This window comes from Roseitalea sp. MMSF_3546, assembly GCF_030732865.1.
In the GTDB taxonomy this organism is placed as follows: Bacteria; Pseudomonadota; Alphaproteobacteria; order Rhizobiales; family Rhizobiaceae; genus Roseitalea.
This window is the reverse complement of the sequence record NZ_JASHKB010000001.1, coordinates 304,243-330,199: the sequence shown is the minus strand read 5'-3', so window position 1 is coordinate 330,199 and position 25,957 is coordinate 304,243. Positions and strand designations below refer to the sequence as shown.

Annotated in this window: 28 protein-coding genes; 10 read left to right on the top strand and 18 right to left on the bottom strand. The window is 65.8% G+C overall.

Annotated features, from left to right (window positions below; translation table 11 throughout):
- Positions 1-32 precede the first annotated feature (32 nt).
- Genes RBB34_RS01620 through RBB34_RS01595 form a run of 6 tightly spaced genes read left to right on the top strand, consistent with a single transcriptional unit; the run spans position 33 to position 5,632 of the window.
- On the top strand, positions 33-1,151 hold the full coding sequence (locus RBB34_RS01620) for a microcin C ABC transporter permease YejB (protein ID WP_306117420.1): 1,119 nt from the start codon (positions 33-35) through the stop codon (positions 1,149-1,151).
- A gap of 34 nt (positions 1,152-1,185) precedes the next feature.
- Positions 1,186-2,319 (top strand): ABC transporter permease, encoded by a 1,134-nt coding sequence (locus tag RBB34_RS01615; RefSeq protein ID WP_306117480.1) that lies wholly within the window; start codon positions 1,186-1,188, stop codon positions 2,317-2,319.
- Positions 2,320-2,368: 49 nt separating this feature from the next.
- Positions 2,369-2,632: a type II toxin-antitoxin system VapB family antitoxin gene (locus RBB34_RS01610; protein ID WP_306117419.1), complete on the top strand. Its 264-nt coding sequence runs from the start codon at positions 2,369-2,371 to the stop codon at positions 2,630-2,632.
- A complete protein-coding gene (locus RBB34_RS01605; protein ID WP_306117418.1) occupies positions 2,629-3,024 on the top strand; it encodes a type II toxin-antitoxin system VapC family toxin in 396 nt (131 codons plus the stop codon). The genes RBB34_RS01610 and RBB34_RS01605 overlap by 4 nt, the downstream gene beginning before the upstream one ends.
- The gene (locus RBB34_RS01600; protein WP_306117417.1) at positions 3,021-4,649 is read left to right on the top strand and encodes an ABC transporter ATP-binding protein; all 1,629 of its coding nucleotides are present in this window, start codon (positions 3,021-3,023) and stop codon (positions 4,647-4,649) included. The genes RBB34_RS01605 and RBB34_RS01600 overlap by 4 nt, the downstream gene beginning before the upstream one ends.
- Positions 4,650-4,675: 26 nt before the next feature.
- Entirely contained in the window at positions 4,676-5,632 is a 957-nt protein-coding gene (locus RBB34_RS01595) for a glyoxylate/hydroxypyruvate reductase A (RefSeq protein WP_306117416.1), read from the top strand.
- A 46-nt stretch (positions 5,633-5,678) separates the two neighbouring features.
- Here the strand turns inward: RBB34_RS01595 and RBB34_RS01590 are convergent, their stop codons facing one another.
- The 3 genes from RBB34_RS01590 to RBB34_RS01580 all read right to left on the bottom strand — a co-directional run bounded on the left by RBB34_RS01590 (position 5,679) and on the right by RBB34_RS01580 (position 8,303).
- A complete protein-coding gene (locus tag RBB34_RS01590) occupies positions 5,679-6,542 on the bottom strand; it encodes an NlpC/P60 family protein (protein WP_306117415.1) in 864 nt (287 codons plus the stop codon).
- Positions 6,539-6,889, bottom strand: a complete 351-nt coding sequence (locus tag RBB34_RS01585) for a MarR family transcriptional regulator (RefSeq protein WP_306117414.1) — start codon at positions 6,887-6,889, stop codon at positions 6,539-6,541. The genes RBB34_RS01590 and RBB34_RS01585 overlap by 4 nt, the downstream gene beginning before the upstream one ends.
- A 103-nt stretch (positions 6,890-6,992) precedes the next feature.
- Positions 6,993-8,303, bottom strand: coding sequence for a leucyl aminopeptidase family protein (locus RBB34_RS01580; RefSeq protein ID WP_306117479.1), 1,311 nt, complete (start codon positions 8,301-8,303; stop codon positions 6,993-6,995).
- A 255-nt stretch (positions 8,304-8,558) separates the two neighbouring features.
- Between RBB34_RS01580 and RBB34_RS01575 the strand changes: the two genes are divergently transcribed.
- The gene (locus RBB34_RS01575) at positions 8,559-9,344 is read left to right on the top strand and encodes a tetratricopeptide repeat protein (protein WP_306117478.1); all 786 of its coding nucleotides are present in this window, start codon (positions 8,559-8,561) and stop codon (positions 9,342-9,344) included.
- Positions 9,345-9,449: 105 nt separating this feature from the next.
- On the top strand, positions 9,450-10,013 hold the full coding sequence (locus RBB34_RS01570; RefSeq protein WP_306117413.1) for a DUF1697 domain-containing protein: 564 nt from the start codon (positions 9,450-9,452) through the stop codon (positions 10,011-10,013).
- A 38-nt stretch (positions 10,014-10,051) separates the two neighbouring features.
- Here RBB34_RS01570 and RBB34_RS01565 read toward each other — a convergent pair whose 3' ends face one another.
- From RBB34_RS01565 to RBB34_RS01500, 14 genes are all read right to left on the bottom strand, one after another.
- On the bottom strand, positions 10,052-11,053 hold the full coding sequence (locus tag RBB34_RS01565) for a type II secretion system F family protein (protein ID WP_306117412.1): 1,002 nt from the start codon (positions 11,051-11,053) through the stop codon (positions 10,052-10,054).
- Between the two features lie 9 nt (positions 11,054-11,062).
- The gene (locus RBB34_RS01560; protein ID WP_306117477.1) at positions 11,063-12,076 is read right to left on the bottom strand and encodes a type II secretion system F family protein; all 1,014 of its coding nucleotides are present in this window, start codon (positions 12,074-12,076) and stop codon (positions 11,063-11,065) included.
- 42 nt (positions 12,077-12,118) lie between these two features.
- Positions 12,119-13,654, bottom strand: coding sequence for a CpaF family protein (locus RBB34_RS01555; protein ID WP_306117411.1), 1,536 nt, complete (start codon positions 13,652-13,654; stop codon positions 12,119-12,121).
- A gap of 27 nt (positions 13,655-13,681) precedes the next feature.
- On the bottom strand, positions 13,682-14,887 hold the full coding sequence (locus RBB34_RS01550) for a CpaE family protein (protein WP_306117410.1): 1,206 nt from the start codon (positions 14,885-14,887) through the stop codon (positions 13,682-13,684).
- A 19-nt stretch (positions 14,888-14,906) separates the two neighbouring features.
- On the bottom strand, positions 14,907-15,584 hold the full coding sequence (locus RBB34_RS01545; RefSeq protein WP_306117409.1) for a CpaD family pilus assembly protein: 678 nt from the start codon (positions 15,582-15,584) through the stop codon (positions 14,907-14,909).
- A gap of 16 nt (positions 15,585-15,600) precedes the next feature.
- Entirely contained in the window at positions 15,601-17,127 is a 1,527-nt protein-coding gene (locus RBB34_RS01540; RefSeq protein ID WP_306117408.1) for a type II and III secretion system protein family protein, read from the bottom strand.
- A 62-nt stretch (positions 17,128-17,189) separates the two neighbouring features.
- Entirely contained in the window at positions 17,190-17,984 is a 795-nt protein-coding gene (gene cpaB, locus RBB34_RS01535; RefSeq protein WP_306117407.1) for a Flp pilus assembly protein CpaB, read from the bottom strand.
- 128 nt (positions 17,985-18,112) lie between these two features.
- A complete protein-coding gene (locus RBB34_RS01530; protein ID WP_306117406.1) occupies positions 18,113-18,625 on the bottom strand; it encodes a prepilin peptidase in 513 nt (170 codons plus the stop codon).
- A gap of 179 nt (positions 18,626-18,804) precedes the next feature.
- Positions 18,805-18,972, bottom strand: a complete 168-nt coding sequence (locus tag RBB34_RS01525; protein WP_306117405.1) for a Flp family type IVb pilin — start codon at positions 18,970-18,972, stop codon at positions 18,805-18,807.
- Between the two features lie 185 nt (positions 18,973-19,157).
- Positions 19,158-19,763 carry a Fic family protein gene (locus RBB34_RS01520; RefSeq protein ID WP_346432521.1) on the bottom strand — a complete coding sequence of 202 codons (606 nt, stop codon included), beginning with the start codon at positions 19,761-19,763 and terminating at the stop codon, positions 19,158-19,160.
- A gap of 58 nt (positions 19,764-19,821) precedes the next feature.
- Positions 19,822-20,004 (bottom strand): hypothetical protein, encoded by a 183-nt coding sequence (locus tag RBB34_RS01515; RefSeq protein WP_306117403.1) that lies wholly within the window; start codon positions 20,002-20,004, stop codon positions 19,822-19,824.
- Between the two features lie 128 nt (positions 20,005-20,132).
- Positions 20,133-21,941: a translation elongation factor 4 gene (gene lepA, locus RBB34_RS01510; protein ID WP_306117402.1), complete on the bottom strand. Its 1,809-nt coding sequence runs from the start codon at positions 21,939-21,941 to the stop codon at positions 20,133-20,135.
- Between the two features lie 64 nt (positions 21,942-22,005).
- A complete protein-coding gene (locus RBB34_RS01505; RefSeq protein ID WP_306117401.1) occupies positions 22,006-22,836 on the bottom strand; it encodes a lipo-like protein in 831 nt (276 codons plus the stop codon).
- A 151-nt stretch (positions 22,837-22,987) separates the two neighbouring features.
- Positions 22,988-23,893, bottom strand: a complete 906-nt coding sequence (locus tag RBB34_RS01500) for a CHAD domain-containing protein (RefSeq protein WP_306117400.1) — start codon at positions 23,891-23,893, stop codon at positions 22,988-22,990.
- A 152-nt stretch (positions 23,894-24,045) separates the two neighbouring features.
- Here RBB34_RS01500 and mbfA point away from each other — a divergent pair, with 152 nt between their 5' ends.
- Positions 24,046-25,029 (top strand): iron exporter MbfA, encoded by a 984-nt coding sequence (gene mbfA / locus RBB34_RS01495; RefSeq protein WP_306117399.1) that lies wholly within the window; start codon positions 24,046-24,048, stop codon positions 25,027-25,029.
- A 137-nt stretch (positions 25,030-25,166) separates the two neighbouring features.
- On the top strand, positions 25,167-25,319 hold the full coding sequence (locus RBB34_RS01490; protein WP_306117398.1) for a hypothetical protein: 153 nt from the start codon (positions 25,167-25,169) through the stop codon (positions 25,317-25,319).
- Between the two features lie 4 nt (positions 25,320-25,323).
- Here the strand turns inward: RBB34_RS01490 and RBB34_RS01485 are convergent, their stop codons facing one another.
- Positions 25,324-25,938, bottom strand: coding sequence for a transglutaminase-like cysteine peptidase (locus RBB34_RS01485; RefSeq protein ID WP_306117397.1), 615 nt, complete (start codon positions 25,936-25,938; stop codon positions 25,324-25,326).
- Positions 25,939-25,957 lie beyond the last annotated feature (19 nt).

Sequence of the window (25,957 nt, the reverse complement as noted above, 5' to 3'; positions counted from 1 at the left end):
TTGTGCCGCTCCATTGCCGGGAGCGCTGATCGATGGGCGCCTATATCCTGCGCCGCCTGCTCCTGATGATCCCGACCATTTTCGGGATCATGGCGATCTCGTTCGTCATCGTGCAGTTCGCGCCGGGCGGGCCCGTCGAGCAGGTCATCGCCCAGCTCACCGGCCAGGGCGCCGACGCGACGGCGCGCTTTACCGGCGGCGGCAGCGAACTCGGCGGCGGAGGCGGCGAGGAATTCGGCGACACGGTGCAGGGCGGCGAGATCAATTCGCGCTATCGCGGCGCGCAGGGGCTCGACCCGGAGTTCATCGCAGAACTCGAGGAGCAGTTCGGCTTCGACAAGCCGCCCCTGCAGCGCTTCGGCATGATGATCTGGGACTATCTGCGCTTTGATTTCGGGGAGAGCTATTTCCGCGACATCACGGTCATCGACCTGATCATCGAGAAGCTGCCGGTCTCGGTGTCGCTGGGGCTGTGGATCACGCTGATCTCCTATGCGATCTCGATCCCGCTGGGCATCCGCAAGGCGGTGACCGACGGTTCGCGCTTTGACGTGTGGACCTCCGGCGTGGTGATCGTCGCCTATGCGATCCCGGGCTTCCTCTTCGCCATCCTGCTGATCGTGCTGTTCGCCGGCGGATCGTTCTTCGACTGGTTTCCGCTGCGCGGGCTCGTCTCGGACAACTGGGACGAGTTGAGCTGGCCGGCGCGCATCGCCGACTACTTCTGGCATCTGACACTTCCGCTGATAGCGCTGGTCATGTCGGCCTTCGCCACCACGACGCTTCTGACGAAGAACTCGTTTCTCGACGAGATCCGCAAGCAGTATGTCATGACCGCGCGCGCCAAGGGGCTGACCGACCGGCAGGTGCTGTACGGTCATGTGTTCCGCAATGCGATGCTGATCATCATCGCCGGCTTTCCGGGCGCGTTCATCTCGGCCTTCTTCACCGGTTCGCTGCTGATCGAGACGATCTTCTCGCTCGACGGGCTGGGGCTGTTGGGCTTTACCTCGGTGGTCAATCGCGACTATCCGGTGGTGTTCGCCACGCTGTACATCTTCTCGCTTCTGGGCCTGTTCGTCAGCCTTCTGTCGGACCTGATGTACACCTGGATCGATCCGCGCATCGACTTCGAACGACGGGAGGTCTGACATGGACCAGAGCGTCGACAAGCCGATCGGACGCATGCCGCCGCCCACGCGGGTGCCGCGGCGCGGCCGCTTCGTGCTGTCGCCGCTCAACCGGCGGCGCTGGCAGAACTTCAAGTCCAACCGGCGCGGCTACTGGTCGCTGTGGATCTTCATGATCCTGTTCGTCCTGTCGCTGGGCGCCGAGTTCATCGCCAACGACCGGCCGCTGCTGGTCTCCTACAAGGGCGAGATCCTCACGCCGGTCTTCGTCAACTATCCCGAGGAGAAATTCGGCGGGTTCCTGGCGCGCACCGACTACACCGACCCCTTCATCCAGGAGGAGATCAAGGCCAATGGCTGGATGGTCTGGCCGCCGATCCGCTATTCCTACCGGACCGTGAACAAGGAGGTGCCGACGACGGCGCCGTCCAAGCCGGCCTTCATGTTCGACAGCCGCGAGGAACTGTGCGCGCGCTATCCGGGCGGTGTCGGCGATCCCAACTGCCACTGGGGCAATTTCAACTGGCTGGGCACGGACGATCAGGCGCGCGACGTGCTGGCGCGATCGATCTACGGGTTCCGGATCTCGGTGCTGTTCGGGCTGATCCTGACGGCGGCCTCCGCGGTGATCGGCGTGACCGCCGGCGCGATCCAGGGCTATTTCGGCGGCTGGACGGACCTGGTCTTCCAGCGGGTGATCGAGATCTGGTCTTCGATCCCGGTGCTCTACATCCTGCTCATCATGGCCGCCGTGCTGCCGCCGGGCTTCTGGGTGCTGCTGGGCATCATGCTGGTGTTCTCCTGGGTGGGATTCGTGGGCGTGGTGCGCGCCGAGTTCCTGCGCGCGCGCAACTTCGAATATGTCAACGCGGCGCGCGCGCTCGGCGTGTCCAACCGCACGATCATGTTCCGGCATCTTCTGCCCAACGCGATGGTGGCGACGCTCACCTTCCTGCCCTTCATCCTGAACGGGTCGATCACCACGCTGACATCGCTCGACTTTTTGGGCTTCGGCCTGCCGCCGGGCTCGGCCTCGCTGGGCGAACTCATCCTTCAGGGCAAGAACAACCTGCAGGCGCCGTGGCTGGGCTTCACCGGCTTCTTCGTCATCTCGATCATGCTGTCGCTGTTGATCTTCATCGGCGAGGCGACGCGTGATGCGTTCGACCCACGCAAGACGTTTGGGTGATCGGCCTTTCGATGCTATATCGAGGTAGAATTCTACCATGGAAGCCGCGATGAGCCTGAACATCAAGAATGAGCGCGTACATCAACTGGCCAGGGAACTGGCTCTAAAGCGCAATTCCACCATGACCGCCGTGATACTGGATGCATTGGAAAGGGAGCTGGAACGAGATCAGGCCCACTCCGATGAGGTCCAAATGATGCGCATTAAGGCGCGAGAAGAGTTTCTCGCGCACCTTGATACGATGAAGGAACTGCCGGACGGCTACACAAGCGACCATGACGATCTTTATGATAGGGACGGCTTTCCGGCATGATTGTGGATGCGTCGGCCATCGTGGCGTTTGTCATGAAGGAAGCGGGTAGCGGCATCTACGGGCCATACCTGTTCAGCGACACGGTTCCGCTGTTCATATCCGCCGTCAATTGGTGGGAGGTTCAGGCGCGGATCATACGGCACGACAAGCCCGACGCCACACGATCACTGCAGTTCTTTCAACGTGGAACACGAATGGAGCTTGTTGCGGTCGATAGAGGACAAACCAACATTGCCATTGATGCATTCCGCCGTTTCGGCAAAGGCCGCGGGCATCCGGCCGGGCTCAATCTTGGCGACTGTTTCGCCTACGCGCTTGCCAAGACCCGAAACGAGCCGCTCCTGTTCAACGGGGACGATTTCCGCCACACGGACGTCAGGGCGGCGCTGTGAGCGAACCCCTCCTGTCCATCGACGATCTTTCGGTCGACTTCGCGCAGGGTGGCGAAGTCACCCACGCGGTGCGCAACGTCTCCTTCGCCATCGGCGAGCGCGAAACGGTGGCGCTGGTCGGCGAGAGCGGATCGGGCAAGTCGGTCACCGCCCTGTCGGTGCTCAAGCTGCTGCAATACCCGCCCGCCTCGCACCCCTCCGGCGCGATACGCTTTGCCGGCACCGACCTCTTGTCGGCCAACGATGCCGAACTGCGCGCGGTGCGCGGCAATCGCATCTCGATGATCTTCCAGGAGCCGATGACTTCGCTCAACCCGCTGCACACGATCGAAAAGCAGGTCGGCGAGGTTCTGCGGCTGCACCAGGGCATGGGCGAGACCGCGCAACGCGCCCGCACGCTCGAACTGCTGAACCAGGTCGGCATTCGCGAGCCCGAACGGCGCCTTGGCGCCTATCCGCATCAGCTTTCGGGCGGCCAGCGCCAGCGCGTGATGATCGCCATGGCGCTGGCCAACATGCCCAAGCTGCTGATCGCCGACGAGCCGACCACCGCGCTCGACGTCACGGTGCAGGCCCAGATCCTCGAACTTCTGGACCGGCTCAAGGACAGCCAGCAGATGTCCATGCTGTTCATCACCCATGACCTTGGCATCGTGCGGCGCATCGCGGACCGGGTCTGCGTGATGACCGATGGGCGGATCGTCGAAGCCGGGCCGACCGAAACCATCTTCACCGACCCGCAGCACGACTACACGCGGCACCTGCTCGCCGCCGAGCCCAAGGGGCAGCCGCCGGTCGGCGACGACAGCGCGCCGATCGTCGTCGGCGGCGATGGAATCAAGGTGTGGTTCCCGATCCGCAAGGGCCTGCTGCGGCGCACGGTCGATCACGTCAAGGCGGTCGACGGCATAGACATCACCGTGCGCGCCGGCCAGACGATCGGCGTCGTCGGCGAGAGCGGGTCGGGCAAGACAACGCTTGGCCTGGCGCTGACGCGGCTGATCTCGTCCGAGGGCCAGATCCGCTTTGCCGGCGACCGCATCGACACGCGCTCGTTCAAGCAGATGCGGCCGCTCAGAAAGGATATCCAGGTCGTCTTCCAGGATCCGTTCGGCTCGCTCAGCCCGCGCATGTCGATCTCCGAGATCATCGCCGAGGGTCTTGCCATCCACGAGCCGCACCTGAACGCCGACCAGCGTGACGACCGCGTCGTCGCCGCGCTCGCCGAGGTCGGGCTCGATCCCGATACGCGGCACCGCTATCCGCACGAGTTTTCCGGCGGCCAGCGCCAGCGTATCGCCATTGCCCGCGCCATGGTGCTCAAGCCGAAGTTCCTGATGCTCGACGAGCCGACATCGGCGCTCGACATGAGCGTGCAGGCGCAGGTGGTCGACCTGCTGCGCGACCTGCAGAAACGGCACGATCTGGCCTATCTGTTCATCAGCCACGACCTGAAGGTGGTGCGCGCGCTCGCCAATGACGTCATCGTCATGCGCGACGGCCGGATCGTCGAATCGGGGACGGCCGAGACCATTTTCAACGCGCCGCAAGCCGACTATACCAAGGCACTGATGGCCGCCGCCTTCGACATCAAGGCCAGCGGGGCGGGCGTCGTCAGCCAGTAACCGCGGACATCGAGAACATCCGAGCCATGCCCCAACCCGGCAAGATCCTGCTTTCGGTCACCGGTTTCGACCCTGCCGTGTGGCTCGCCGCCCTGCAGAAGCACGCGCCCGACCGCGAGATCGTCACCGAACCCGCCAGTGCCGACGATCCGACGATCCGCTATGCGGTGGTGTGGAAACAGCGGCCCGGCGTGCTCAGCGGGCTGCCCAACCTGGCCGCGATCTTCTCGGTCGGCGCTGGCGTCGATCACGTCTTCCAGGACCCGGACCTGCCGGAGGTCCCGATCGTGCGCAGCGTCGCCGACGACCTGACCGAGCGGATGAGCGAATATGTCGTCTGGCAGGTGCTCGACCATCACCGGAAGGGGCCGCGCTATCGCCGTCAGCAGGCCGAGCGCGTGTGGAACGAAGACCGCATGCAGCCGGCAGCGCGCGATGTCACGGTCGGGATCATGGGAATGGGCATATTGGGGCGCGATGCGGCCGAAAAGCTCAAGGCGCTCGGCTTCAGGATTGCCGGCTGGAGCCGGCGGCCGCAGGCAATCGGCGGTGTCGAGGGTTTCGCCGGCGACGCGCAGCTCGACGGGTTCCTGGCCATCAGCGACATCGTCGTGTGCCTTCTGCCGCTGACGCCGGCAACGCGCGGCATCCTGTCCAAGCCGCTTTTCGCGCGGATGAAGCGGCGCGGCCCGCTCGGTCCCGCGATCCTGATCAATGCCGGCCGCGGCGGGCTGCAGAACGAGGCCGATATCGTGGCAGCGCTCGACAATGGCTGGCTGGGCGCGGCGACGCTCGATGTCTTCAACCAGGAGCCGCTGCCCGCAACGAGCCCGCTCTGGAACCATCCGCGCGTGATGATCACGCCGCACGCGGCGGCGACCTCCATGCCCGACGCGCTGGTGCCGCCGATCCTGGCCCAGATCGAGGCGTTCGAGCGCGGCGAGGAACTGCGCAACGTGGTCGACCGCCAGGCCGGGTATTGAGGGTGCAGCGGCGCAGGATAACGGTGCCGATCGCGGGGCCGGGCCTTTACGGCCGCCGGAAGGCCGTCGGCGGGCCGTAGACCGCGCCGATGCGCTCGAGCGCCTGCGCCAGCGGTTCGCTGGTCACGTCCATCGTGCCCGCATTGGCGTGCAGCAGCGTCTCGCCGTCGCGCATGATGCCGACATGGCCGTCCCAGAAGACCAGATCGCCGCGCGCAAGGCGATTGGCGCGATCGATCGGCGTGCCGATGGCCGCCTCCTGCATGTAGGTGTCGCGCACGACCCGTTCGCCCGCCATGAGCATGGCGAGCTGGACAAGGCCCGAGCAGTCGAGCCCGAAGCCGGACGTGCCGCCCCACAGATAGGGCGTGTGCAGCAACCGTTCGGCGACCGCGACATAGTCGGGCGCGTGCTCGTCGGCCGGCCGGAAATGGCCGGCAAAGCCGAACGCGCCCGAACCCAGGCGCACGAAGCGCATCGTCCCGTGCGCGACCGTCTCGACGATGCCCGCGCAGGCGCCCATGGGCAGCGTGTCGAGGGCGGGCCGTTTCATGTCCGGTTCGGGGTAAAGAAAGGTGCGCGGCACGCAAACGCGGTGCGGCACGCCCTCGGCCGTCTGCTCCACCGGCGCCAGCGCCCGCGCCGGCGCATAGCCGACATAGCCGTCGCGCTCGCCCTTCACCCAGGCCCAGCCCTCGGCCTCCTCGAAGACCTCGAGGCGATCGCCGGCCAGGAACTGGGTGTCCAGGCTCGAATCCGGCGAGGGATTGCGGCGGATTTCGGCAACGGGCACGACCACCGTGCGCGGCTGCCCGTCGACGAAGCGGCCGGCCTCGACGCGTCCGCGCAGGCGCGCATCGGCGAGGTCGGGCCGGTAGGCGTTCAGCCGCGGATCGGGGTGGCCGGTCATCTTGGAAGCGCCGCCGCCTTGGCGATGATCACGTCGGCGAAACGTTCCAGATACAGCGCGCCCTCGACCGTGCGCGCGATGACGACATTGCGCCGGTCGCGCGGGTCGCGGTGGCGGGTGACCAGCTTCATCGTGCCCATCGTGTCGAGCGCGCGGGTGATGACCGGCTTGGTCACGCCCAGATGCTCGGCCAGGCCGCGTACGGTGTGCGGCGGCGGATCGAGATAGATCGTCAGCAGGATGGCGGCCTGGCGCATGGTCAGATCCGGGGCGGTGTCGCGCACCTCCGAGAGGCTGACCTGATGCCACAGCGAAAGCGCCTGGCTTGGCTTGAGGGAAATCGTCATGGGCCGGAGCATCGACCATGGAAACGTTACGGGACCGTTTCAATATGCATCGCCCAACGCAGGTTTGGCAAGCGGAACGGAAACCGACGTCGCCGCAACGATATCAGCCGGAGCCGAATCGATCTTCGATCACCGAGAACAGGGCGCGGATGCCGTGCGCCTCGCCGCCCACCGGGGCGTGCGGCCGGGAGGTCGGGTTCCAGCCGAAGACGTCGAAGTGCACCCAGCTCGCCGCGGCGGCGACGAACTTGGACAAAAACAGCGCCGCCGTCACCGAGCCGGCGAAACCGTCGGTGGTGACGTTGGCGCAGTCAGCGACGGTCGAGGACAGGTTGCGCTCATAGGGCCTCCACAGCGGCATGCGCCAGAGCGGATCGCGTGTCTTCAGCGCGGCGCGCGCCAGCCTGTCGGCAATGTCGTCGTCATCGGTGAAGAAGGGCGGCAGTTCCGGGCCCAGCGCCACGCGCGCGGCGCCGGTGAGCGTTGCCATGTCGACGATGAGTTCGGGCTTTTCCTCGTCGGCCAGCGTCAGCGCGTCGGCGAGCACGAGACGGCCCTCCGCGTCGGTGTTGCCGATCTCCACGGTCAGCCCCTTGCGGGTCGGCAGCACGTCGCCGGGCCGGAACGCGTTGCCGGAGATGGCGTTCTCGACGGCCGGGATCAGGACACGCAGGCGCACATCCAGGCCCGCATCCATGATCATGCGCGCAAGGCCGAGGACGTTGGCGGCCCCGCCCATGTCCTTTTTCATGTTGCGCATGGCCGATGCCGGCTTGATGTTCAGCCCGCCCGTGTCGAAGGCGACGCCCTTGCCGACCAGCGTGACCCGGGGCGCGCCGCGCCGGCCCCAGCGCATGTCTATCAGCCGCGGCGGCGTGCGCGAGGCGCGGCCGACCATGTAGACGAGCGGGAAATTGCGGCCGAGCAGGTCTTCGCCGGTCGTCACCTTGATGCTCGCCTTGCCATGCCGGGCGAGCGCGCGGGCGGCGGCCTCGATCGCGTCCGGCCCCATGTCGTTGGCCGGCGTGTTGATGAGGTCGCGGGTCAGGAAGATCGAATCGACGCTCGATGCCAGACGGTCGGCATCGACGGCATCGTCGACGACCAGCCGCACATCGGCGCGTCCGGCCGGGCGATAGCGGTCGAAGCGATAGCCGCCAAGGCAGAAGCCGAGCGTTGCCAGCGCGATGTCGGTGACCTCGGGGTTGGCGATGTACCAGTCGCCGGCGGGCAGCTTGCCGGCGAGGGCGCCGAGCGCGAACGGATCGGCGGCGGCGCCGAGCGCGACGATGGCAGCGCCCGGCCGGCTCGCGGCCTCGTCGGGCACCAGCAGCACCGAACCGGCCTCGCCGTCGAAGCGGCACTGGCCGCGCCAGGCGGCGAGCCGATCGGGCAGCGTCGCGCCCGCCTCGATCCACACGGGGCGGGCCCCATCACGCGCCCCGGCGGGCGCGAGCAGGGTTTGCGACGGGCGAGGCGCGTCGCGCTCGGTCTTCGATCCGGGAGCATTAACCATCCGTTAGGGTTAACAGATTATTGCTCGCCCAAAGAGGCCAATCGGGCGCATTGCGCGTTTTTCAACATGATGCGCGGCGCCGCGTCGGGGAGCGCGATCATGAACATCACAGCAGGGGTCGGCATCGTCGTCTCGCCGCGCCGCACCTTGGCGATGCGGGCGGCGCGGCTGGGCGGCGCCGCGATCATCGCCGCGGCGGTGGCCGGCTGCGCCAGCGACAACATCACCACAGGTTCGGTCAATCCCTCGGCCAAACCCATCGCGCAGATGAACAAGGAAGAACTGCGCGGCGCCATGGCCAGCTACCGGCAGCGCTACGAGCAGAACCCGCAGGACAAGAGGACCGCGATCGCCTACGCCTCGATCCTGGGCATGAACGGCTACAGCGAGCAGGCCGTCGCGGTGATGCGCAAGGCCGCGATCATCCATTCGGAGGACCGCGAGGTGCTCGCCGCGTTCGGCAAGGCGCTGGCCGGCGCCGGCGACTTCACCGCCGCGCTCGATGCTATCCAGCGCGCGCAGGACCCCACGCAGCCCGACTGGCGCCTGCTTTCGGCGGAGGGGGCGATCTATGACCAGACCGGCCGTCCCGAGCAGGCGCGCATCCGCTACCGAAAGGCGCTCGATCTGGCGCCGAACGAGCCGTCGGTGCTGTCCAACCTCGCCATGAGCCTGATGCTGGAGGGCGAACTCGACCAGGCCGAACAGCATCTGCGCACCGCCGTGAAGCAACCGGGCGCCGACAGCCGCGTGCGCCAGAACCTCGCGCTCGTCGTCGGCCTTCAGGGCCGGTTCGCCGAAGCCGAGGCGATCGCGCGGCGCGAGCTGTCGCCGCAGCAGGCGCAGGCCAATGTCGCCTATCTGCGCGACATGCTCTCCCAGCAGAACGCCTGGGGGCGCATCAAGCAGGAAGACCGGGCGCAGACCGCAACCAATTGAAACCGCGCGCGGTTTGGGGCATAGGAACGTCGGTCCACCTCGTATCGGGGCGCCCGTCCGGCATGTGAGCGTGCCGGGCCAAACGATCCAGAACGCCTTACGCGCATGAAAACGTTCATCGCCCTGCTTCGCGGCGTCAATGTCGGCGGCAACAACGTCATGGCGATGGCGCAGTTGCGGACGCTGCTGACCGGACTGGGCTATGCCGACGTGAAGACCTACATCCAGAGCGGCAACTGCATGTTCCGCTCGTCCAAGTCCGATCCGGGCCGGATCGCCGCAGCCATCAGCGCGGCGATCGCCAAGACCTTCGGTTTCAGCGTGCAGACCATCGTGATGTCGCTGGACGTGCTCGAGGCGGCGATCGCGGCCAATCCCTATGCGGCGGCATCGGAAGACGACCAGAAGCGGGTGCACCTTTTCTTTTTGCCCACGCCCGCCACCGGCGCCGACCTGCACGGGCTTCAGGCGCTGAAGAAACCCAGCGAATCCTACACGCTGACCAGGCAGGTTCTGTATCTTCACGCGCCCGAGGGCATCGGCCGGTCGCCATTTGCCGCCCAGGCCGAACAGATGATGGGCGTGATGGCGACCGCGCGCAATCTCAGGACCGCGATGAAGATCGCCGAGATGGCGCGCCAGATCAACGAAAAGGCGTCAGTGGGTTGAAGGCCAGATGCGGCCGGCGCGAGGCCGGGCGGCGGTGATCAGAAGATGCCGCCATTGGCGGCGATCTGGATGCCCGCCGGACCCAGAATGACGCCGAACAGGACCGGCAGGAAGAAGACGATCATCGGCACGGTCAGCTTTGGCGGGAGGGCTGCGGCCTTCTTTTCGGCCTCGGTCATGCGCTGTTCGCGGCTTTCGGCGGCGAGCACCCGCAGCGCCGCCCCGACAGGCGTGCCGTAGCGTTCGGCCTGGATCAGCGCCTGGGCCACCGATCGGACCGATTCCAGGCCGGTTCGCGCGCCCAGGTTCTCATAGGCCTGCCGGCGCTCGGACAGGAAGGACAGTTCGGCGCCCACCAGAACCAGCTCCTCGGCCAGCGGCACCGACTGGGTGCCGATCTCCTCGGAGACGCGGCGGAAGGCGGCCTCGACCGACATGCCGGACTCCACGCAGATCAGCATCAGGTCGAGCGCGTCCGGCCAGGCCTTGCGAATGGAATCCTTGCGCTTGCCGGCGACGTTGCTGACATAGATGTTGGGCGCGTAAAAGCCGGCATAGGCGATGGCGATGCACACGAACACGCGCATGAAGGTGGAATGCTCCTCCATGTTGCCCAGGCCGAAGATGTAGAACACCCCGCCGGCCAGGAACACGAAGGGCAGCACGAAGCGGGCGAACAGGAAGATCGTCAGCGGCTGCTGCCCGCGGTAGCCGGCCATGCGCAGCTTGGCAACGGTCTGTTCGTCGGCAAGCATCTTGCGCAGGTCGAGCCGTTCCACCAGGCTCTTGATGCCTCCATACTTGCTGTCTTCGAAACGCAGCGAGCCGCGGCCGGTCTGCTTTTCGGTGGCAAGGCGTGCCCGCTCGCGCGCACGGATCTCGTCGCGCTCGATGGCGACGGTCTTCATGCGCGCCTTGAGCTGGTTGCCGCCCAAAAGGCCGGTGAGCAGGGTGACGAGCGTGGCGAACACGCTGACCGAAACCAGCAGCGCGAACAGGAATTGCTGCGAGGTCAGAAGGCCGACGATGTCCGATGGCATGGCCGTCCCTCACACTTCGAAATTGATCATCTGGCGCATCACGAAGATGCCGATCGACATCCAGATGGCCGACACGCCCAAGATCAGAAAACCGGTATCGGTCGTGAACAGCAGCATGATGTATTCGGGGCTGGTCAGATAGACGAGCACCGTGACGATGGGCGGCAACGCGCCGATGATGGCGGCCGAGGCCTTGGCCTCCATCGACATCGCCGCGACCTTGGCCTTCATCTGCTTGCGCGCGCGCAGCACTTTCGACAGGTTGCCAAGGGCCTCCGACAGGTTGCCGCCAGCCTGTTGCTGGATCTGGATGACGATGGCGAAGAAGTTGGCCTCGGCCACCGGCATGTGCTCGTACATGCGAAGGCAGGCGTCGGGCGTGGACACGCCCAGTTGCTGGGCCTCGACGATGCGCCTGAATTCCGAGCGCACCGGCTCGCGCGCCTCGTTGGCGATCAGGCGGATGCCGTCATTGAGCGGCAGGCCCGACTTGATGGCGCGCACGATCACGTCGATGGCGTTGGGAAACTCGTCCAGAAACTGCTTCATCCGACGCTTGCGCAGGAACGAGACCACCCAGCGCGGCAGGCCGAAGGCGGCGGCGAAGAAGACGCCGGCCAGGTACAGCATGGGCATGCCGAAGATGAACGCGATCAGCGTGATCACCAGCCCGGCGACGATCGAGAGCAGATAGAAAGTGCGCAATTCGATCGACAGGCCGGCCTGCTGGATCTGCATCTTCAGCGACGGCTTGGTGATGCGTTTTTCGCGCGCCTTGTTGCGCTCTTCGAGATCGGACAGGCTCTCGGCGACCTGGCGGCGGCGGCGCTGGCTCTCGGTGAGGCGGTCGGCGGCCGCCTTCTTGCTCGCCGAGTCGGTCTTTTGCGCCTTGACCGTGGCCAGGCGCCGGCTCGTCTGGTTTTCCTGCGCGATGGTGTTGAAGAACACCGCATAGAGCAGGCCGCCGACGCCGAGGGCGGCGAGGCCGACGAGCGCGAGCACCGCCGCGGGAATGCCGAAGATCACCATGGGCGCGCTCCGGTTATGCGGGGCTGGGCGAGCATGTCAGTTCTGCTTCACTTCCATGGAGTCCATGGCGCTGGCCAGCCGCTGCTCCTCGCCATAGTAGCGGGCGCGATCCCACATGGCCGGCCGGCCGATGCCGGTGGAGCGGTGCTTGCCCACGATCCGGCCGTTCGCATCCTCGCCGTCGATGTCGTAGACCATCAGGTCCTGGGTGATGATCACGTCGCCTTCCATGCCGATCACCTCGGTGATGTGCGTGATCCGGCGCGAGCCGTCGCGCAGGCGGGCGGCCTGGACGATGACATCGACCGAGCCGACGATGATCTCGCGCACGGTGCGCTGGGGCAGGGAAAATCCGCCCATGGCGATCATCGATTCGATGCGGCTGAGACACTCGCGCGGCGAGTTGGCGTGGATCGTGCCCATGGAGCCGTCATGGCCGGTGTTCATGGCCTGCAGCAGATCGAAGACCTCGGCGCCGCGCACCTCGCCGACGATGATCCGCTCGGGACGCATGCGCAGGCAGTTCTTGACCAGATCGCGCATTGTGATCTGGCCCTCGCCCTCCAGATTGGGCGGGCGGGTCTCAAGGCGCACCACGTGCGGCTGCTGGAGCTGGAGTTCGGCCGCATCCTCGCAGGTGATGACACGCTCGTCGGTGTCGATGTAGCGCGTCAGGCAGTTCAGCAGGGTCGTCTTGCCCGAACCGGTGCCGCCGGAGATGACGACATTGCATCGCACGCGGCCGATGATCTGCAACAGCGTTGCACCCTCGGGCGAGATCGAACCGAAATTGACAAGCTGATCGAGGGTCAGCTTGTCCTTCTTGAACTTGCGGATGGTCAGGGCGGTGCCGTCAATGGCGAGCGGCGGCGCGATGACATTGACACGCGATCCGTCGGCGAGACGGGCGTCGCAGATCGGGCTCGACTCGTCGACGCGGCGGCCGACCTGGCTGACGATGCGCTGGCAGACCGACAGCAATTGCTGGGCGTCGCGGAAGGTGACGTCGGCTTCCTGCACCTTGCCGTTGACCTCGATATAGCAGCGGTCGGGCCCGTTCACCATGATGTCGGCGATCTCGTCGCGGGCCAGCAGCGGCTCGAGCGGTCCGTAGCCGAGCACGTCGTTGCAGATGTCCTCGAGCAGTTCCTCCTGCTCGGCGATCGACATGGCGTAGTTCTTGATCGCGATGATGTCGTTGACGATGTCGCGGATTTCCTCGCGCGCCGAATCGGCATCGAGCTTGGCGAGCTGCGACAGGTCGATGGTCTCGATCAGCGCCGAGAAGACCTGCGTCTTGGTGTCGTAATAGCTCTCATTGCGCGCCGATCTGCGCGGGGACGCCTGGGCCTGGGCGGGCACGGCCGGCGCGGTCGCCTGCTCGACGGGGGCGGCGGGCGTGGCCTTTTCGGGCGCCGCGGCAGCAGCATTGGCAAGTTCGGCCGCGGCGGGTGCGTCAGGCTTTGCAGCCGCCGGCTGTGCCTCGGCGGGGGTGGGCCTGGGCGCTTGCGGCGCAAGGCCCGCGCCGCGCGCCGGTCCGCCTGTCCCCGTTGCACCTCTCTTGCCAAACATAATGATTTCTCGCCGGTTGGTGACTGGTTACTTCTTCTTCAGGCGCGCCAGGATCGCCTTCAGGCCCGACTTGCCCTTGGGCGCGATGTGGCCGCGACCGGTGACGACATGGGCAAGCTCGGACAGCGTGCTCACGATCGGATTGCCCGCATCGGTCTCGGCCAGCATGCGGCCCGAATTGGCGGCGCTGCCGAAGAGCTGCGCGTCGAAGGGAATGACCGCGGCGGGCTGCAGCTCGAGCGGATCGGCGAAATCGCCCGGAGAGATTTCCGGCCGCTTCGGCATGCCGACCTGGTTGAGCACGAGCCGCGGCGGCGTGTCGTTCGGGCGCAGCGTGCGCAGCGTGTCGATGAGGTTCTTGGTGTTGCGCAGGCTGGCCAGTTCCGGCGCCGCGACGATGACGACCTCGTCGGCATGGGTCAGCGTGGTCTTGGTCCAGCCGTTCCAGACATGGGGGACATCGAGGACGACGAAGGGCGCGGCCAGAAGCGCCAGATGCTCCGCACAGTTGGCGAGCAGCCGGTCCAGATAGACCTCGTCGAGCCGCTCGGGCGACATCACCGCCTCGGCGATGCCCTGGGCGGGATCCTGGTCGAAATTGATGTTGGCGGTGCCGAAGGGCAGGTCCATGTCGGCCACCACGACCTCGCTGTTGAACAGCGTGGAGATCGTCCACGAGACATTGTGGGCGAGCGTCGAGGAGCCGGTGCCGCCCTTGGCGCCGATGAAGGCGACCGAACGGCCGAGCGGATCGGCGTCGGGATCGACGAACAGGGTCGAGATGACATTCATCAACTCGGCGATCGCCACCGGGGCGACCATGTATTCGGAGATGCCCGAACGGATCAGGTCGCGGTAGAGCGCGACATCGTTGTGATGGCCGACGACCACCACCCGCGTCGACGGATCGCAGACCTCGGCGAGATCGTTGAGCCGGCTCATCAATTCGTCGGGCCCGCAGGTCACTTCCAGGAAGATCAGGTTGGGCGTGGGCGCGGACTGGTAGAACTCGACCGCCGCGGCAAGGCCGCCCATGTAGACGCGCGTCTGCGCCTTGGACATGCGGCGATCCTCGGACATCCGCTCGATGGTCGAGGCGACGGCCTGGGTCTCGCAGAAGGCCTGCACCGAGATGCGGGGGATCGGCCGCACCTGCTGTATGCGCATGGCCTCGTCGGCGGAGACCTGCGAGGCGGGTTGGTCGAAATCTGTGTCGATAGCCGTGTCGGACATGGGATGATTCCGCGTTCAATCAGTAATTGACTTCGCCGGTCGTGCCGCCACGGAAGCCTCCTTGATAGCCCCCGAGAACCACGCTGCGCTGCGCGCCGTCGATCGGGCTGGTCTCGCGCGGGCCGAGCAGGTCGCCGGGGTTCTCGACCATGGCGGCCAGGTTGCTCTGGGTGGAGCAGCCGAAATCGGCGTAGGGCCGGTTGCCGCGCGTATCGGCCAGATCGGCCGGACGCTGGCCACAGGGCCTGGGCGTCGACGCGGTCATGCCGACGAAGGACAGGCGCACCGCGGCGGACGGTCCGTGCCCGCTGGCATCATAGCCCTGAATGGCGACATCGTGCCGGCTGGCGCCGCCCTGTTCGATGGCCGCGACGATGTCGCCGCGCACGCGATCGACGGCGTGCTCGTTGGCCGAGCCAACCGGAACCAGCACGTGAATGACGCCGGTGCCCGAATCGGCGAAGGATGCGGCGAAGGCGCTGATGTTGCTCTTGACGGCCGCGGTCAGTTCCCGCGCGCCCGAGGCGACGGGCACGTCCAGGGTCTGCTGCCGCTCGGTGACGACGATCGGATGGTTCACCCGGTGATCGCCGACCGATCCGACCGTCATCGGGTCCTTGGCGGTGGTGCCGCAGCCGGCCAGGAGCGTGGCGCCGACAAACAGCCCGGTTACCGTTCTGAAGATGGTCGCGGACATGGGTTGCGGCCTCCGGTTACTTGAAGATGAAGCCAGGCGTGCCGTGATAGGCGCCCTTGGGCGGTGCCTTGCCGGCATTGCCGTAGACGCGGTTCACCCGGCCCAGGATGAAGGACGCGGCATCGCCGGCCGGCACGAAATTGTCGGTCGGGCTCGCCAGTTCGTTAGCGGGCTTGGGACGCACCAGATAGGGCGTGACCAGGATCACCAGTTCGGTCTCGTTGCGAATGTAGTCGCGGCTGCGGAACAGCGCGCCCAGCACCGGCACCTTGGACAGGCCGGGAAAGCCCGAGGCGACCTGGCGGACATCGTCGCGTAGCAGGCCGGCGATCATCATCGAGCCGCCCGAGGGCAGTTCGACCGTGGTGTCGGCGAGGCGCTTGCGCAGGGAGAGGTAGGCGGAATTGCCCACGAAGCCGCCCACGGAGCCTTCCGTGGTCGGCTCGGACACCGAGGTGCGGATCTTCAGGCTGATGCGGCCCGGGCCGAGCACGATCGGCGTGAATTCGAGCCCCACGCCGTAATCGATCTCCTGCACCGTATAGACGACACCATCATCGTCGTCGGCCGTGGCCCCCTGGATGATGTTATATTGTCCGCCAGCCCGGAACACGGCCGTCTCGCCGGAAATCGCGGTCAAGGTGGGCTCGGCCAGCGTCTTCATGACGCCGACTTCCTCCATCGCCTGCAGCGACGCGCTGATCCCGACCGATCCTATGCTGCCGCCGATGCCGATCCGGCTGCCGCCGAGCGGCTTGCCGAGGGCACCGAAGTTCGGGTCGGAAAGGGCACTGAACGTGATGTCGCCGGATGTGGAGTTGACCTGGAAGGAAGAACCCAGCTGCTTGATCACCGACCTTTGGATCTCGGCGACCACGACCTTGAGCGCGACCTGGTCGCTGCCGCGGATCTCGATCAGGTTGATGATCTCGCTCCGCTGACGCTCGCCGTCCGGGTTGTCGATGTCCACATCGCCTTCTTCCTCGCCACCAGCAGCGACAGAAGCGTACTGGCCGGTCGTCGCCTCGCCGCCTTGCACGAAGACCTGGGCAAGCTGGTTGGCCTTGGCCGAATCGATCGGCGTCTGCACCGTCCCGGTCAGGATGATGTTGTCGTTGACGATCTCGGCCGTGATGTCCGAGCCGGGAATGTAGCGCTCGAGATAGTCCTCGAGCTGGCTGATGTCGCGTTCGACCTTCAGATCCAGTCCGACGATCTGCCGGCCCTGGCGGTCGAAGACGAAGATGTTCGTCGTTCCGACCTCCTTGCCGAACAGATAGATGCGGCGCTTGCTGCGCGTGACGGCGTCGGCGACCTTTGGATTGGCCACCAGGATATCGTGCGCGTCGGCCGGCAGGTCGATGACCAGCGACTTGTCGAGACCCAGATTGATGCGTTCGGTCCGCCCGGCATTCCGGCCGACCGTGATGACCCCCTGTGCCGCGGCATCGGTGACGCCGGCGAGGGAGGTCGGACCCGCCGGGGCGAAGTAGAGCGCGCATGCGGCGAGCGCGGCGGCCATTGTCTTGATCGTCTTGTCCATGATGGAGGCTTGCCCTGGCATGCGTGGCGACGGGACGTGGTGCTTGGCGGTCTTTGTGTGTCTCATTGGCCTGCCACCGTTCTCTGGCCGCGCTTGATCAGGGTGATCGTGCCGCCCGGGCCATCGCCGATCAGGTGTTCGGCGGCATTGCGGGCATCGGCGGGATCGACATCCTGAACCGATCGCAGGGCGAGGGTCAGCCGGTCGGCCATCTGCTGGGCGACGGTGATGATCTCGGCCTGGCGCGGGGTGAGTTCGAGCGTTGCGGTCTGGCCGACCTGGACGAGGCGGCCCTGTTCGTCCTCGCGGATGGTCTGGTCGATCGCCAGAACGCGGATGTTGTTGAGGATCGTCTCGGTGGTGAACCCGCCATTGCGGTCCCGCGAGGTCATGATCACGTCGACATAGTCGTCGGGCAGGATGAAGCCGCCCGCCGAGGTGTCGGCGGCGATCTGGGTCGCCACGGCGCGCTTGCCCGATGGCAGGATCGAGGACATGAAGCTCTGATCGGCGCCAAGAAGCTTGATCGGGCGGACCGGCTCGCCTTCGGCGATCGTCGCGCGGACGACCGATTCGGAGAGTTCGTCGATCGCCTCGGGCCGGCTGGACCGGGTGATGAAGTCGGGGGAGACGGCATCCGCCGGCCAGCGCTGCCAGCGCAACTGCCCCTCAACGCGGGTGCCCGTGGTCAACGTCTGGGACGCCACCAGCACTTCGTCGAGCTCGATCTGCGGTTCGGGTGCGACGACCCTCGCCGGTTCGACGGGTCGGTTCGAGCCCATCATGTTCATGGCAAGGTACCCCGCGCCGCCGGCGGCGAGGATGGCAACCCCGAGAATTATGACACGCATCGACATGAGCACACCCGATTGATTGACGAAACGTCTCGTCGCGGGTGGCATATTCGTCGAGCAATCGTGTAATTATAGTTAACAGGGTCCGTAGGCTTATGCTTAACGGGACGTGAACGGGGGGCGGGGCCGTCTCAGGCGGCCTGCGCCACGGCCCAGATCATGGCCGGAGACTGGGGAAAGGCCGCCAGTCCGCCAATGGCAAGCGCCACGCCGTAGGGAATGTCCTTTTCGTCGACCAGCCGCCGCAGCACGCGCACCTCGCCGGCATAGGCGGCCAGGGCCGAGCCGCGAAAGACCAACAGCACCAGCGTCAGGATGCCGCCGGCGACGGTGGCCATCAGGATGTAGTGCATCAGTGCCGGGCCAAGGCCCATCCACAACGCGGTCGAAGCGAGCAGCTTGGCGTCGCCCCCGCCCATCACGCCGGCGGCGAACAAAGCGAAGGTGACCGACAGCACCAGGGCGAAGGCGGCCAGGTGCAGGCCGAACTCGGTCCAGCTCAGCCCGATGAAGGGGGCAATGGCGATGAAGGCGGCGATCAGCAGCAGCGAGACACGATTGGCGATGGTCATGGTGAAGATGTCGGACAGGGCCGCATGGATCATCGCAAACGGAAAGACGACGAAGACGATGGCGGTGATCATGGCATCCTCCATGGCGAGCGTGCAGCGCCGGGCCGCCCGCGGGCTAGGCAAGACCGGCCCGGCGCGCAGCGGCACGATGCTGCGGCCGGACAGGGCAAAGGCCCGCTACGCATGCAGCGGGCCTTCGATGCGCGCCGGGACGGGCGTCAGGCCCGACCCGTATCCTGCGGCAAGCGCCATTAGCTGCCGGCGCCGGAAACCGTGGTCGCGATCGTGTTGAACTGGGTGTTGATGTTGGTGCCCAGGGCAGTCGCGCCAGCGATGATGGCAACAGCGATCAGAGCGGCGATCAGGCCATATTCGATGGCGGTTGCGCCCGACTCGTCTTTCAGAAAACGTGCAAACATTGGTGAGCTCCTTACTCGGTTTCAAACAGCACTCCTGTCGGGCTCTTTGCGCCCCGATCAGTGAGGCCCAACCTACACGGGGCCTGTTGCCACCGGCTTAAGGATTACGGTTTCACCGCGGTTAACGCGGCTATGGTGAAGGAACGGTTGGCGCGGCGCGAGGCATTGCGGCCGTGGCCCGTGGTTCAAGCCACACCGCCCGCCGAGACGTACGCATTCTTCAACTGCGTTGCCAACATGCCTGACAAGAGGGCTTCCATCTCCGATACGTCAACAATGCCAGACTTCCAAGCGGCGTCAGCCTTGTCCAGGGCATCGAAGTAAGGCGTCCGGTTCTCGACGATCTGCTCGGGGATCGTCGGTACACCTGGCAACACACTCCCGATCTTCGCACACAGCACGACGTATGACAGTATCCGTGATGTTCGACCATTGCCGTCGGCGAACGGGTGTATCCAGTTTAGTCGCCACATGACATATGCGGATAGATGGATAGCAGAACTGTTGTCCCAATTGCCGTTGACATATTCACACATGTCTTCGACCAGTTCCGGGACTTGATGCGCTCCCACAGGAGCGTGATCGCTTCCCACGATCTCCACGCTTGCCGGGCGGTAGTTGCCGGCATAGGCGCTGATCCCGGCGAGCGCCTCACGCTGCAGAGAGAGGACCAAAGATGGGCGCAGCCGAAATCGGCCGGTTTCGATCGCCGACTGAATGACCTGCAAGCCATAGTCGTACTGTTTGAGACCATTTCGAGCTTCGGCAACCGCACGCTCGGTTTCGTCCACGATGAGTTCCGCTTGGCCGGCTCTGCTATGCCTGGTCTCATTCATGAACAAGCGTGCCTCAACCGTCGTCCTTGTCCTTCTTCAGCAGCTCCGCCTGTTCGGCAACCATCTCACGCGTGATCTTGCTGTTTTCGAATCTGGTGTTGCCATAGGCGAAGCTCCGACGCTGCGTTTCGGATGCATCTGTTGATGGTTTAACCGTCTTGGCAGCCTCGATCAGTTTCTGAAGTGCGTCTGTCATCGGTTTCTCCCCATCTGGCCAATAAACTTCAGCATACCGGTTCATTGCAGCGATTTTTCGAATCGTATCACAAACCGCAGCCTGCACACAGAAGACCGGCAGCCACCGGCCTTCGTCTCGGCCTTCTGTCACCCGTCCACCTTCAGCACCTGGATGAACGCCTCCTGCGGGATCTCGACGCGGCCGAACTGGCGCATCTTCTTTTTCCCCTCCTTCTGCTTTTCCAGCAGCTTGCGTTTGCGCGTCACATCGCCACCATAGCACTTGGCGGTGACGTCCTTGCGCATGGCGGGGATCGTCTCGCGCGCGATCACCTTGCCGCCGATGGCGGCCTGGATGGGAATCTTGAACATGTGGCGCGGGATCAGGTCCTTGAGCTTTTCGCACATGGCGCGGCCGCGCTTTTCGGCGGCGGAACGGTGCACCAGCATGGACAGCGCGTCGACCGGCTCCTCGTTGACCAGGATCTGCATCTTGACCAGATCGCCCTCGCGATAGCCCTCGATCTGATAGTCGAAGCTGGCATAGCCCTTGGAGATCGATTTCAGCCGGTCGTAGAAGTCGAAGACCACCTCGTTGAGCGGCAGTTCATAGCTCACCATTGCCCGGCTGCCGACATAGGTCAGATCGGTCTGGATGCCGCGCCGCTCCTGACACAGCTGCAATATCGCGCCCAGATAGTCGTCGGGCGTCATGATCGTCGCCTTGATCCAAGGCTCCTCGATGGCGGCGATCTTGACGACATCGGGCATGTCGGCCGGATTGTGCAGTTCGGTCTGCGATCCGTCGGTCAGCGTCATGCGGTAGACGACCGACGGCGCGGTGGCGATCAGGTCGAGATCGAATTCGCGCGCCAGGCGCTCCTGGATGATCTCCAGGTGCAAGAGGCCGAGGAAACCGCAGCGGAAGCCGAAACCGAGCGCGGCGGACGTCTCCATCTCGAAGGAGAAGCTGGCATCGTTCAGCCGCAGCTTGCCGATGGCCGCGCGCAGATCCTCGAAATCGGCCGCATCGACCGGGAACAGCCCGCAGAAGACCACCGGCTGGGCCGGCTTGAAGCCCGGCAGCATCTTTTCGGTCGGCCGCTTGTCCTCGGTGATGGTGTCGCCGACGCGGGTGTCGGCGACTTCCTTGATCGAGGCGGTGAACACGCCGATCTCGCCGGGGCCCAGTTCGGGGATGACGACGAGCTTGGGCGTCAGCGCGGCGACGCGGTCGATCTGGTACTTGGCGTCGGTGCCCATCATGCGGATGGTCTGGCCCTTCTTCATCTGCCCGTCGATGATGCGCGCCAGAACGACGACGCCCAGATAGGTGTCGTACCAGCTATCGACCAGCAGCGCCTTGAGCGGGGCGTCGCGCTCGCCCTCGGCGGGCGGCGGCAGGCGCTTGACGATCGCCTCGAGCACATCGCCCACGCCCATCCCCGTCTTGGCGGAAATCTCGATGGCGTCGGACGCGTCGAGCCCGATCACCTCCTCGATCTGTGCCTTGACGCGCGCGACGTCGGCGGCCGGCAGGTCGACCTTGTTGAGCACGGTGACGATCTCGTGGTCGTTGTCGATCGCCTGGTAGACATTTGCGAGCGTCTGCGCCTCGACGCCCTGCGACGCATCGACCACCAGCAGCGAGCCCTCGCAGGCGGCGAGCGAGCGCGACACCTCATAGGCGAAGTCGACATGGCCCGGCGTGTCGATCAGGTTGAGCACGTAGTGCTGGCCGTCGGCCGCATCATATTCGAGACGCACCGTGTTGGCCTTGATGGTGATGCCGCGCTCGCGCTCGATGTCCATGGCGTCGAGCACCTGCTCCTTCATCTCGCGTTCCTCGAGCGACCCGGTCATCTGGATCAGCCGGTCGGCGAGCGTCGACTTGCCATGATCGATATGGGCGACGATGGAGAAGTTGCGGATGTGGCTGCGAGGGGTCTGTGTCATGCAGGCGATATAGGCGGGAAAGGCCGGCGCGGAAAGCGGCAAGTGGGGCGCGTGGCGGCGGAGTTCACCCCTCGACCGCCAGCGGCTCGGCCGGCGGCACGGGCGGGCCCTTTCCGGCGTCGGGTTCGTGCCAGTTCAGCCGCTTGTAGTCGAAGCCGAATGCAAGCGTCGGCTTGACCACCTCGAAATAGGGCGACAGATCGAAATCGCGCGGCGTATAGAGCGAATGGTGGCGGATATGCAGGATCTCGCGGCGCGAATAGTCCGAGGCGGCGCGCGCCCGGCCCGGCGCCAGCGTGATCTCGGGCAGAATCGGATAGCGGATGTGCTGAAAGGCCTCGGCGATCAGCGTCGAACAGATGGCCCGGGTCGGATCGCCCGAGCCGAACTCGATCATCCGGCGCCGCCAGCGCACCGGCACGGGCGGGGCCGGCAGGAAATAGCGCGCCATGTCGATGATGTTCTTGTTGTCGTATCTCAGGCCGATCCTGTCGATCATGAACTCGACCACCGTGTGCCGATCGGTCGGCGTCAGCCCCACCGGGCGGCAGATGCGCGTGTTATAGGTGGCGTATTTCTCGATCGGCACCGCGATGCAGCCGGTCCCCAGATTGACCTCGACGAGCCGCTTGCGCCGGCCATTGCCGTCATCCTCGTCCATGACGTCGCCGACATAGAGCGCCGAATGGCTCCAGGTCGACTGGGTGAGATACTTGATCGCCGCCGAGATGCGCCGATTGCCCTCGACCAGAAGGACGTCGCCGGGCCGCAACATGCGGTAGAGCGTTGCGGGGTCGGAGGGCGTATAGGGCTGATAGCCCGAGGACTCGGTCTCGAGGCGTTCGGCCAGCCAGCGGCCGATCCGGTCGAGCATGGTATCGCGCTGTTCGGTCATCTCCCATCCCAACCGGCGAGCAGTCGTGGCGGTGCAAGCCTACCGCGCAGCGTGATCGTCGTCCAATGACGGCATGATCGCGCCCCAGGATCGCGATATCGATGCGCGATAGCCGCGGAGCGCAAATGCCGGGCGCCGATCGTGGCGCGCCCTACGCAGCCTGCCGGCATAGCGCCGCGACGGCGTCTTCGACCGTTGCGGGCTTGTCGGAAAGCACCAGGGCTGCGCGCTCGACGGCCGCGGCGCGCAGGCGTTCGGAAGATAGATGCATGACGTGGATGAGGCTCTCGCGCGCATCGGCGTCGCCGACCGCGTCCGGTTCGACACGCACCAGACCCTCGAGCACGGCCAGATCGTGATCGTCACCCAACAGATCGGCGATGGCCTTGGCCTGCGTGGAGCGCATCATCATCATGGCAGGCCAGGCCTGACGCAGCAGCCGGCAATGCATGTGGTGATACTTCATGCGCTTGCGCAGTTCGTGCCAATCCTCGGGCTTGCCGGATTCGCGCGCGGCGCCGAACGCCTTGCGCGCGCGCTTGAAGGTCTTGCCCATGCCCGCCGACAGGCATTGCGCCGCCGCCTTCTTGCCGCTCGGCAGCCTGACTTGGCGCGCCGCCTTCATGGTGGCTTCGCAGCTTTCGACCGCCTCGGCGATGGCCGGATCGAGCTGCCCGCCATCGTCGGCGATGGCGTCGCGTCGGCGCGCGAGCGTCTCGCGCACCCGGTCGAGATCGTCGCGAACGGACTGGCTGAGGGGATCGGCGCGCAGACGGTCGAGCGTTTCGACGAGCGCTGCCGCATCGCGCACCACCGACAGCGCGTGCGCGCTGTCGCGCAGGCGGGCGTTTTCGGTGGCGTAGAGATCCGGTGCGGCCGGGCGGACTAGGCGATAAAGACCCCGCAGCTTCTTGAAGCGCTTGCGCGCCTCATGGATGGCCTCGTCACGATCGGCGATGCCGCCCAGCAGCGCGTTGCGCGCCTTGCCGGCCTGATCGTCGACGATGGCGACCAGTTCGTGCGAGAGGTTTTCACCAAGGGCGATCTGGTAGGTCATGGCTCCACCGCTCAGGCACCGGCGGCCCCGCCGGTCAACGCCGCACATAGGTCGGCACTCGCCATGGCCGCGTCAAGTCCAAATGCCGCACGGGCTTGCGGGCTGGCGACGAAACGCATAGTTTAGAATTATTCTAAACTAAGGTGACCGCCATGCTCAACAAATTCTTCGCCTCACGGCGCCGCGACTTCGATTCGCTCACCGAGCAGGAGATCCTGGCGCTCGCCATCGCATCGGAAGAGGACGATGCGCGCATCTATCTGGACTATGCCGACGGGCTGCGCGAGGAATATCCACATTCGGCGAAGATCTTCGAGGAGATGGCCGCCGAGGAGGACAAGCACCGGGCGCGCCTCATCGCGATGCACAAGAAGCGCTTCGGCGACCACATCCCGCTGATCCGGCGCGAGCACGTACGCGGCTATTACGAGCGCAAGCCGGACTGGCTGGTGCGGCCGCTGGGCATCGACAAGGTCCGCGCCCAGGCCGCGGAGATGGAGACGCAGGCGCAGCGATTTTATACCGAGGCGGCAAAGCGCGCCTCCGATGCCGACACCCGGGCGCTTCTGGGCGAGTTGGCCCTGGCCGAGGGCGGGCATGTGACGACGGCCCAGGCGCTGGAGGCCGAACACGCGCCCCGGGACGTCCGCGACGCCGAAGCGGCCTCCGAACGCAAGCAGTTCATCCTGACCTATGTGCAGCCGGGCCTTGCCGGGCTGATGGACGGTTCGGTGTCGACGCTGGCGCCGATCTTCGCCACCGCCTTCGCCACCCAGGATACCTGGACGACCTTTCTGGTGGGCCTGGCAGCCTCGGTGGGCGCCGGCATATCCATGGGTTTCACCGAAGTGGCGTCCGATGACGGCGTGATCTCCGGACGCGGCTCGCCGATCAAGCGCGGTCTGGCGACGGGGATCATGACCACGGTTGGCGGGCTCGGCCACGCCCTGCCCTATCTGATCCCGCATTTCTGGACCGCGACAACGGTCGCCATCGTGGTCGTGGTGATCGAATTGTGGGCGATCACCTGGACGCAGAACCGCTACATGGAAACGCCCTGGGGGCGGGCGATCTTCCAGGTGGTGCTTGGCGGCGCGCTGGTCTTCGCCGCCGGCATGCTGATCGGCAATGCGTGAGGGTCGGTCATGACCGGAAACCGCGGCAATTCGGCCACAGTGCCGGTTTTTTGCAGCGCATTCATGTCCGGTTCAACTTGTCGGCCTATGCTGTCAACCGGCGGGGCGATTCGGCCCCTTCACCCGAGGAAGAGGCAATGGCAGCGGCGCTGGACGCACTCGCAAGACGGTTTCAGACGATGCGGGAGTTCTTCTGGCCGTCCTACCGGCCCGAGCGCCACTACATGCGCGGCCCCGGCCCGGCCTGCCATCGCCGCGGCGGCAAGCTTTCCGGCGGCGATTCCGCTTGAGGGGTCACTCGACCGCGCCGACCACCACCCGGTCGGGCATTTCGATCGAAACCCACAAGCCGGCATGGCGCTCCGACTGACGCTTGAGATAGGTGTATTCGGTATCCAGCCACAGCCGCACATCCGTGCGCAGATTGTCGAGCACGAAGTCGCCGCGATCGGTGCGCACCGTCAGCACGGCGTGGCCCTCGCCATCGGGCTTGCGCACGACCGTGATCAGCAGCGCCGAGGGCGAGATGCCGCGTTCGATCAGCATCTGCCGCTTGAGCAGAACGTAGTCCTCGCAATCGCCGGCCCGGTCCGGGAACGTCCAGACCTCCTCGCGCCCGTAGATCTCCAGATCGCTCCTGGGCTCGATGATCATGTTGACCGCCGAATTGATGTCCAGGATGTCGTTCCAGCTCGAGCGGGTGAGCGTGATCGGCGCAGCCGGCCCGCGCTTCTGACGGCATTCGCTCTGGTAGATGCGGCAGAATTCGTAATGGCCGATGGGTTGCGATGTCAGCCCGCCCGTGGTCATCGAGCCGGCCGCCGCCGGCGTCGTGAGCCAAAGCCCGCACAGCACCGTGGCCATCGCCGAGGCCAGAATCGAACGCGAGCGCCGCAACAGCCAACCCATTTCACCCCACTCCCTTGCG

Excerpts from the sequence above, each read along its gene's own strand:
- RBB34_RS01620 (WP_306117420.1), top strand. The coding sequence starts at position 33 with ATGGGCGCCTATATCCTGCGCCGCCTGCTCCTGATGATCCCGACCATT.
- RBB34_RS01615 (WP_306117480.1), top strand. The coding sequence starts at position 1,186 with ATGCCGCCGCCCACGCGGGTGCCGCGGCGCGGCCGCTTCGTGCTGTCG.
- RBB34_RS01610 (WP_306117419.1), top strand. The coding sequence starts at position 2,369 with ATGAGCCTGAACATCAAGAATGAGCGCGTACATCAACTGGCCAGGGAA.
- RBB34_RS01605 (WP_306117418.1), top strand. The coding sequence starts at position 2,629 with ATGATTGTGGATGCGTCGGCCATCGTGGCGTTTGTCATGAAGGAAGCG.
- RBB34_RS01595 (WP_306117416.1), top strand. The coding sequence starts at position 4,676 with ATGCCCCAACCCGGCAAGATCCTGCTTTCGGTCACCGGTTTCGACCCT.
- RBB34_RS01590 (WP_306117415.1), bottom strand. The coding sequence starts at position 6,542 with ATGACCGGCCACCCCGATCCGCGGCTGAACGCCTACCGGCCCGACCTC.
- RBB34_RS01585 (WP_306117414.1), bottom strand. The coding sequence starts at position 6,889 with ATGACGATTTCCCTCAAGCCAAGCCAGGCGCTTTCGCTGTGGCATCAG.
- RBB34_RS01575 (WP_306117478.1), top strand. The coding sequence starts at position 8,559 with ATGCGGGCGGCGCGGCTGGGCGGCGCCGCGATCATCGCCGCGGCGGTG.
- RBB34_RS01570 (WP_306117413.1), top strand. The coding sequence starts at position 9,450 with ATGAAAACGTTCATCGCCCTGCTTCGCGGCGTCAATGTCGGCGGCAAC.
- RBB34_RS01565 (WP_306117412.1), bottom strand. The coding sequence starts at position 11,053 with ATGCCATCGGACATCGTCGGCCTTCTGACCTCGCAGCAATTCCTGTTC.
- RBB34_RS01555 (WP_306117411.1), bottom strand. The coding sequence starts at position 13,654 with ATGTTTGGCAAGAGAGGTGCAACGGGGACAGGCGGACCGGCGCGCGGC.
- RBB34_RS01550 (WP_306117410.1), bottom strand. The coding sequence starts at position 14,887 with ATGTCCGACACGGCTATCGACACAGATTTCGACCAACCCGCCTCGCAG.
- RBB34_RS01545 (WP_306117409.1), bottom strand. The coding sequence starts at position 15,584 with ATGTCCGCGACCATCTTCAGAACGGTAACCGGGCTGTTTGTCGGCGCC.
- RBB34_RS01540 (WP_306117408.1), bottom strand. The coding sequence starts at position 17,127 with ATGGACAAGACGATCAAGACAATGGCCGCCGCGCTCGCCGCATGCGCG.
- cpaB (WP_306117407.1), bottom strand. The coding sequence starts at position 17,984 with ATGTCGATGCGTGTCATAATTCTCGGGGTTGCCATCCTCGCCGCCGGC.
- RBB34_RS01530 (WP_306117406.1), bottom strand. The coding sequence starts at position 18,625 with ATGATCACCGCCATCGTCTTCGTCGTCTTTCCGTTTGCGATGATCCAT.
- RBB34_RS01525 (WP_306117405.1), bottom strand. The coding sequence starts at position 18,972 with ATGTTTGCACGTTTTCTGAAAGACGAGTCGGGCGCAACCGCCATCGAA.
- RBB34_RS01515 (WP_306117403.1), bottom strand. The coding sequence starts at position 20,004 with ATGACAGACGCACTTCAGAAACTGATCGAGGCTGCCAAGACGGTTAAA.
- lepA (WP_306117402.1), bottom strand. The coding sequence starts at position 21,941 with ATGACACAGACCCCTCGCAGCCACATCCGCAACTTCTCCATCGTCGCC.
- RBB34_RS01505 (WP_306117401.1), bottom strand. The coding sequence starts at position 22,836 with ATGACCGAACAGCGCGATACCATGCTCGACCGGATCGGCCGCTGGCTG.
- RBB34_RS01500 (WP_306117400.1), bottom strand. The coding sequence starts at position 23,893 with ATGACCTACCAGATCGCCCTTGGTGAAAACCTCTCGCACGAACTGGTC.
- mbfA (WP_306117399.1), top strand. The coding sequence starts at position 24,046 with ATGCTCAACAAATTCTTCGCCTCACGGCGCCGCGACTTCGATTCGCTC.
- RBB34_RS01490 (WP_306117398.1), top strand. The coding sequence starts at position 25,167 with ATGGCAGCGGCGCTGGACGCACTCGCAAGACGGTTTCAGACGATGCGG.
- RBB34_RS01485 (WP_306117397.1), bottom strand. The coding sequence starts at position 25,938 with ATGGGTTGGCTGTTGCGGCGCTCGCGTTCGATTCTGGCCTCGGCGATG.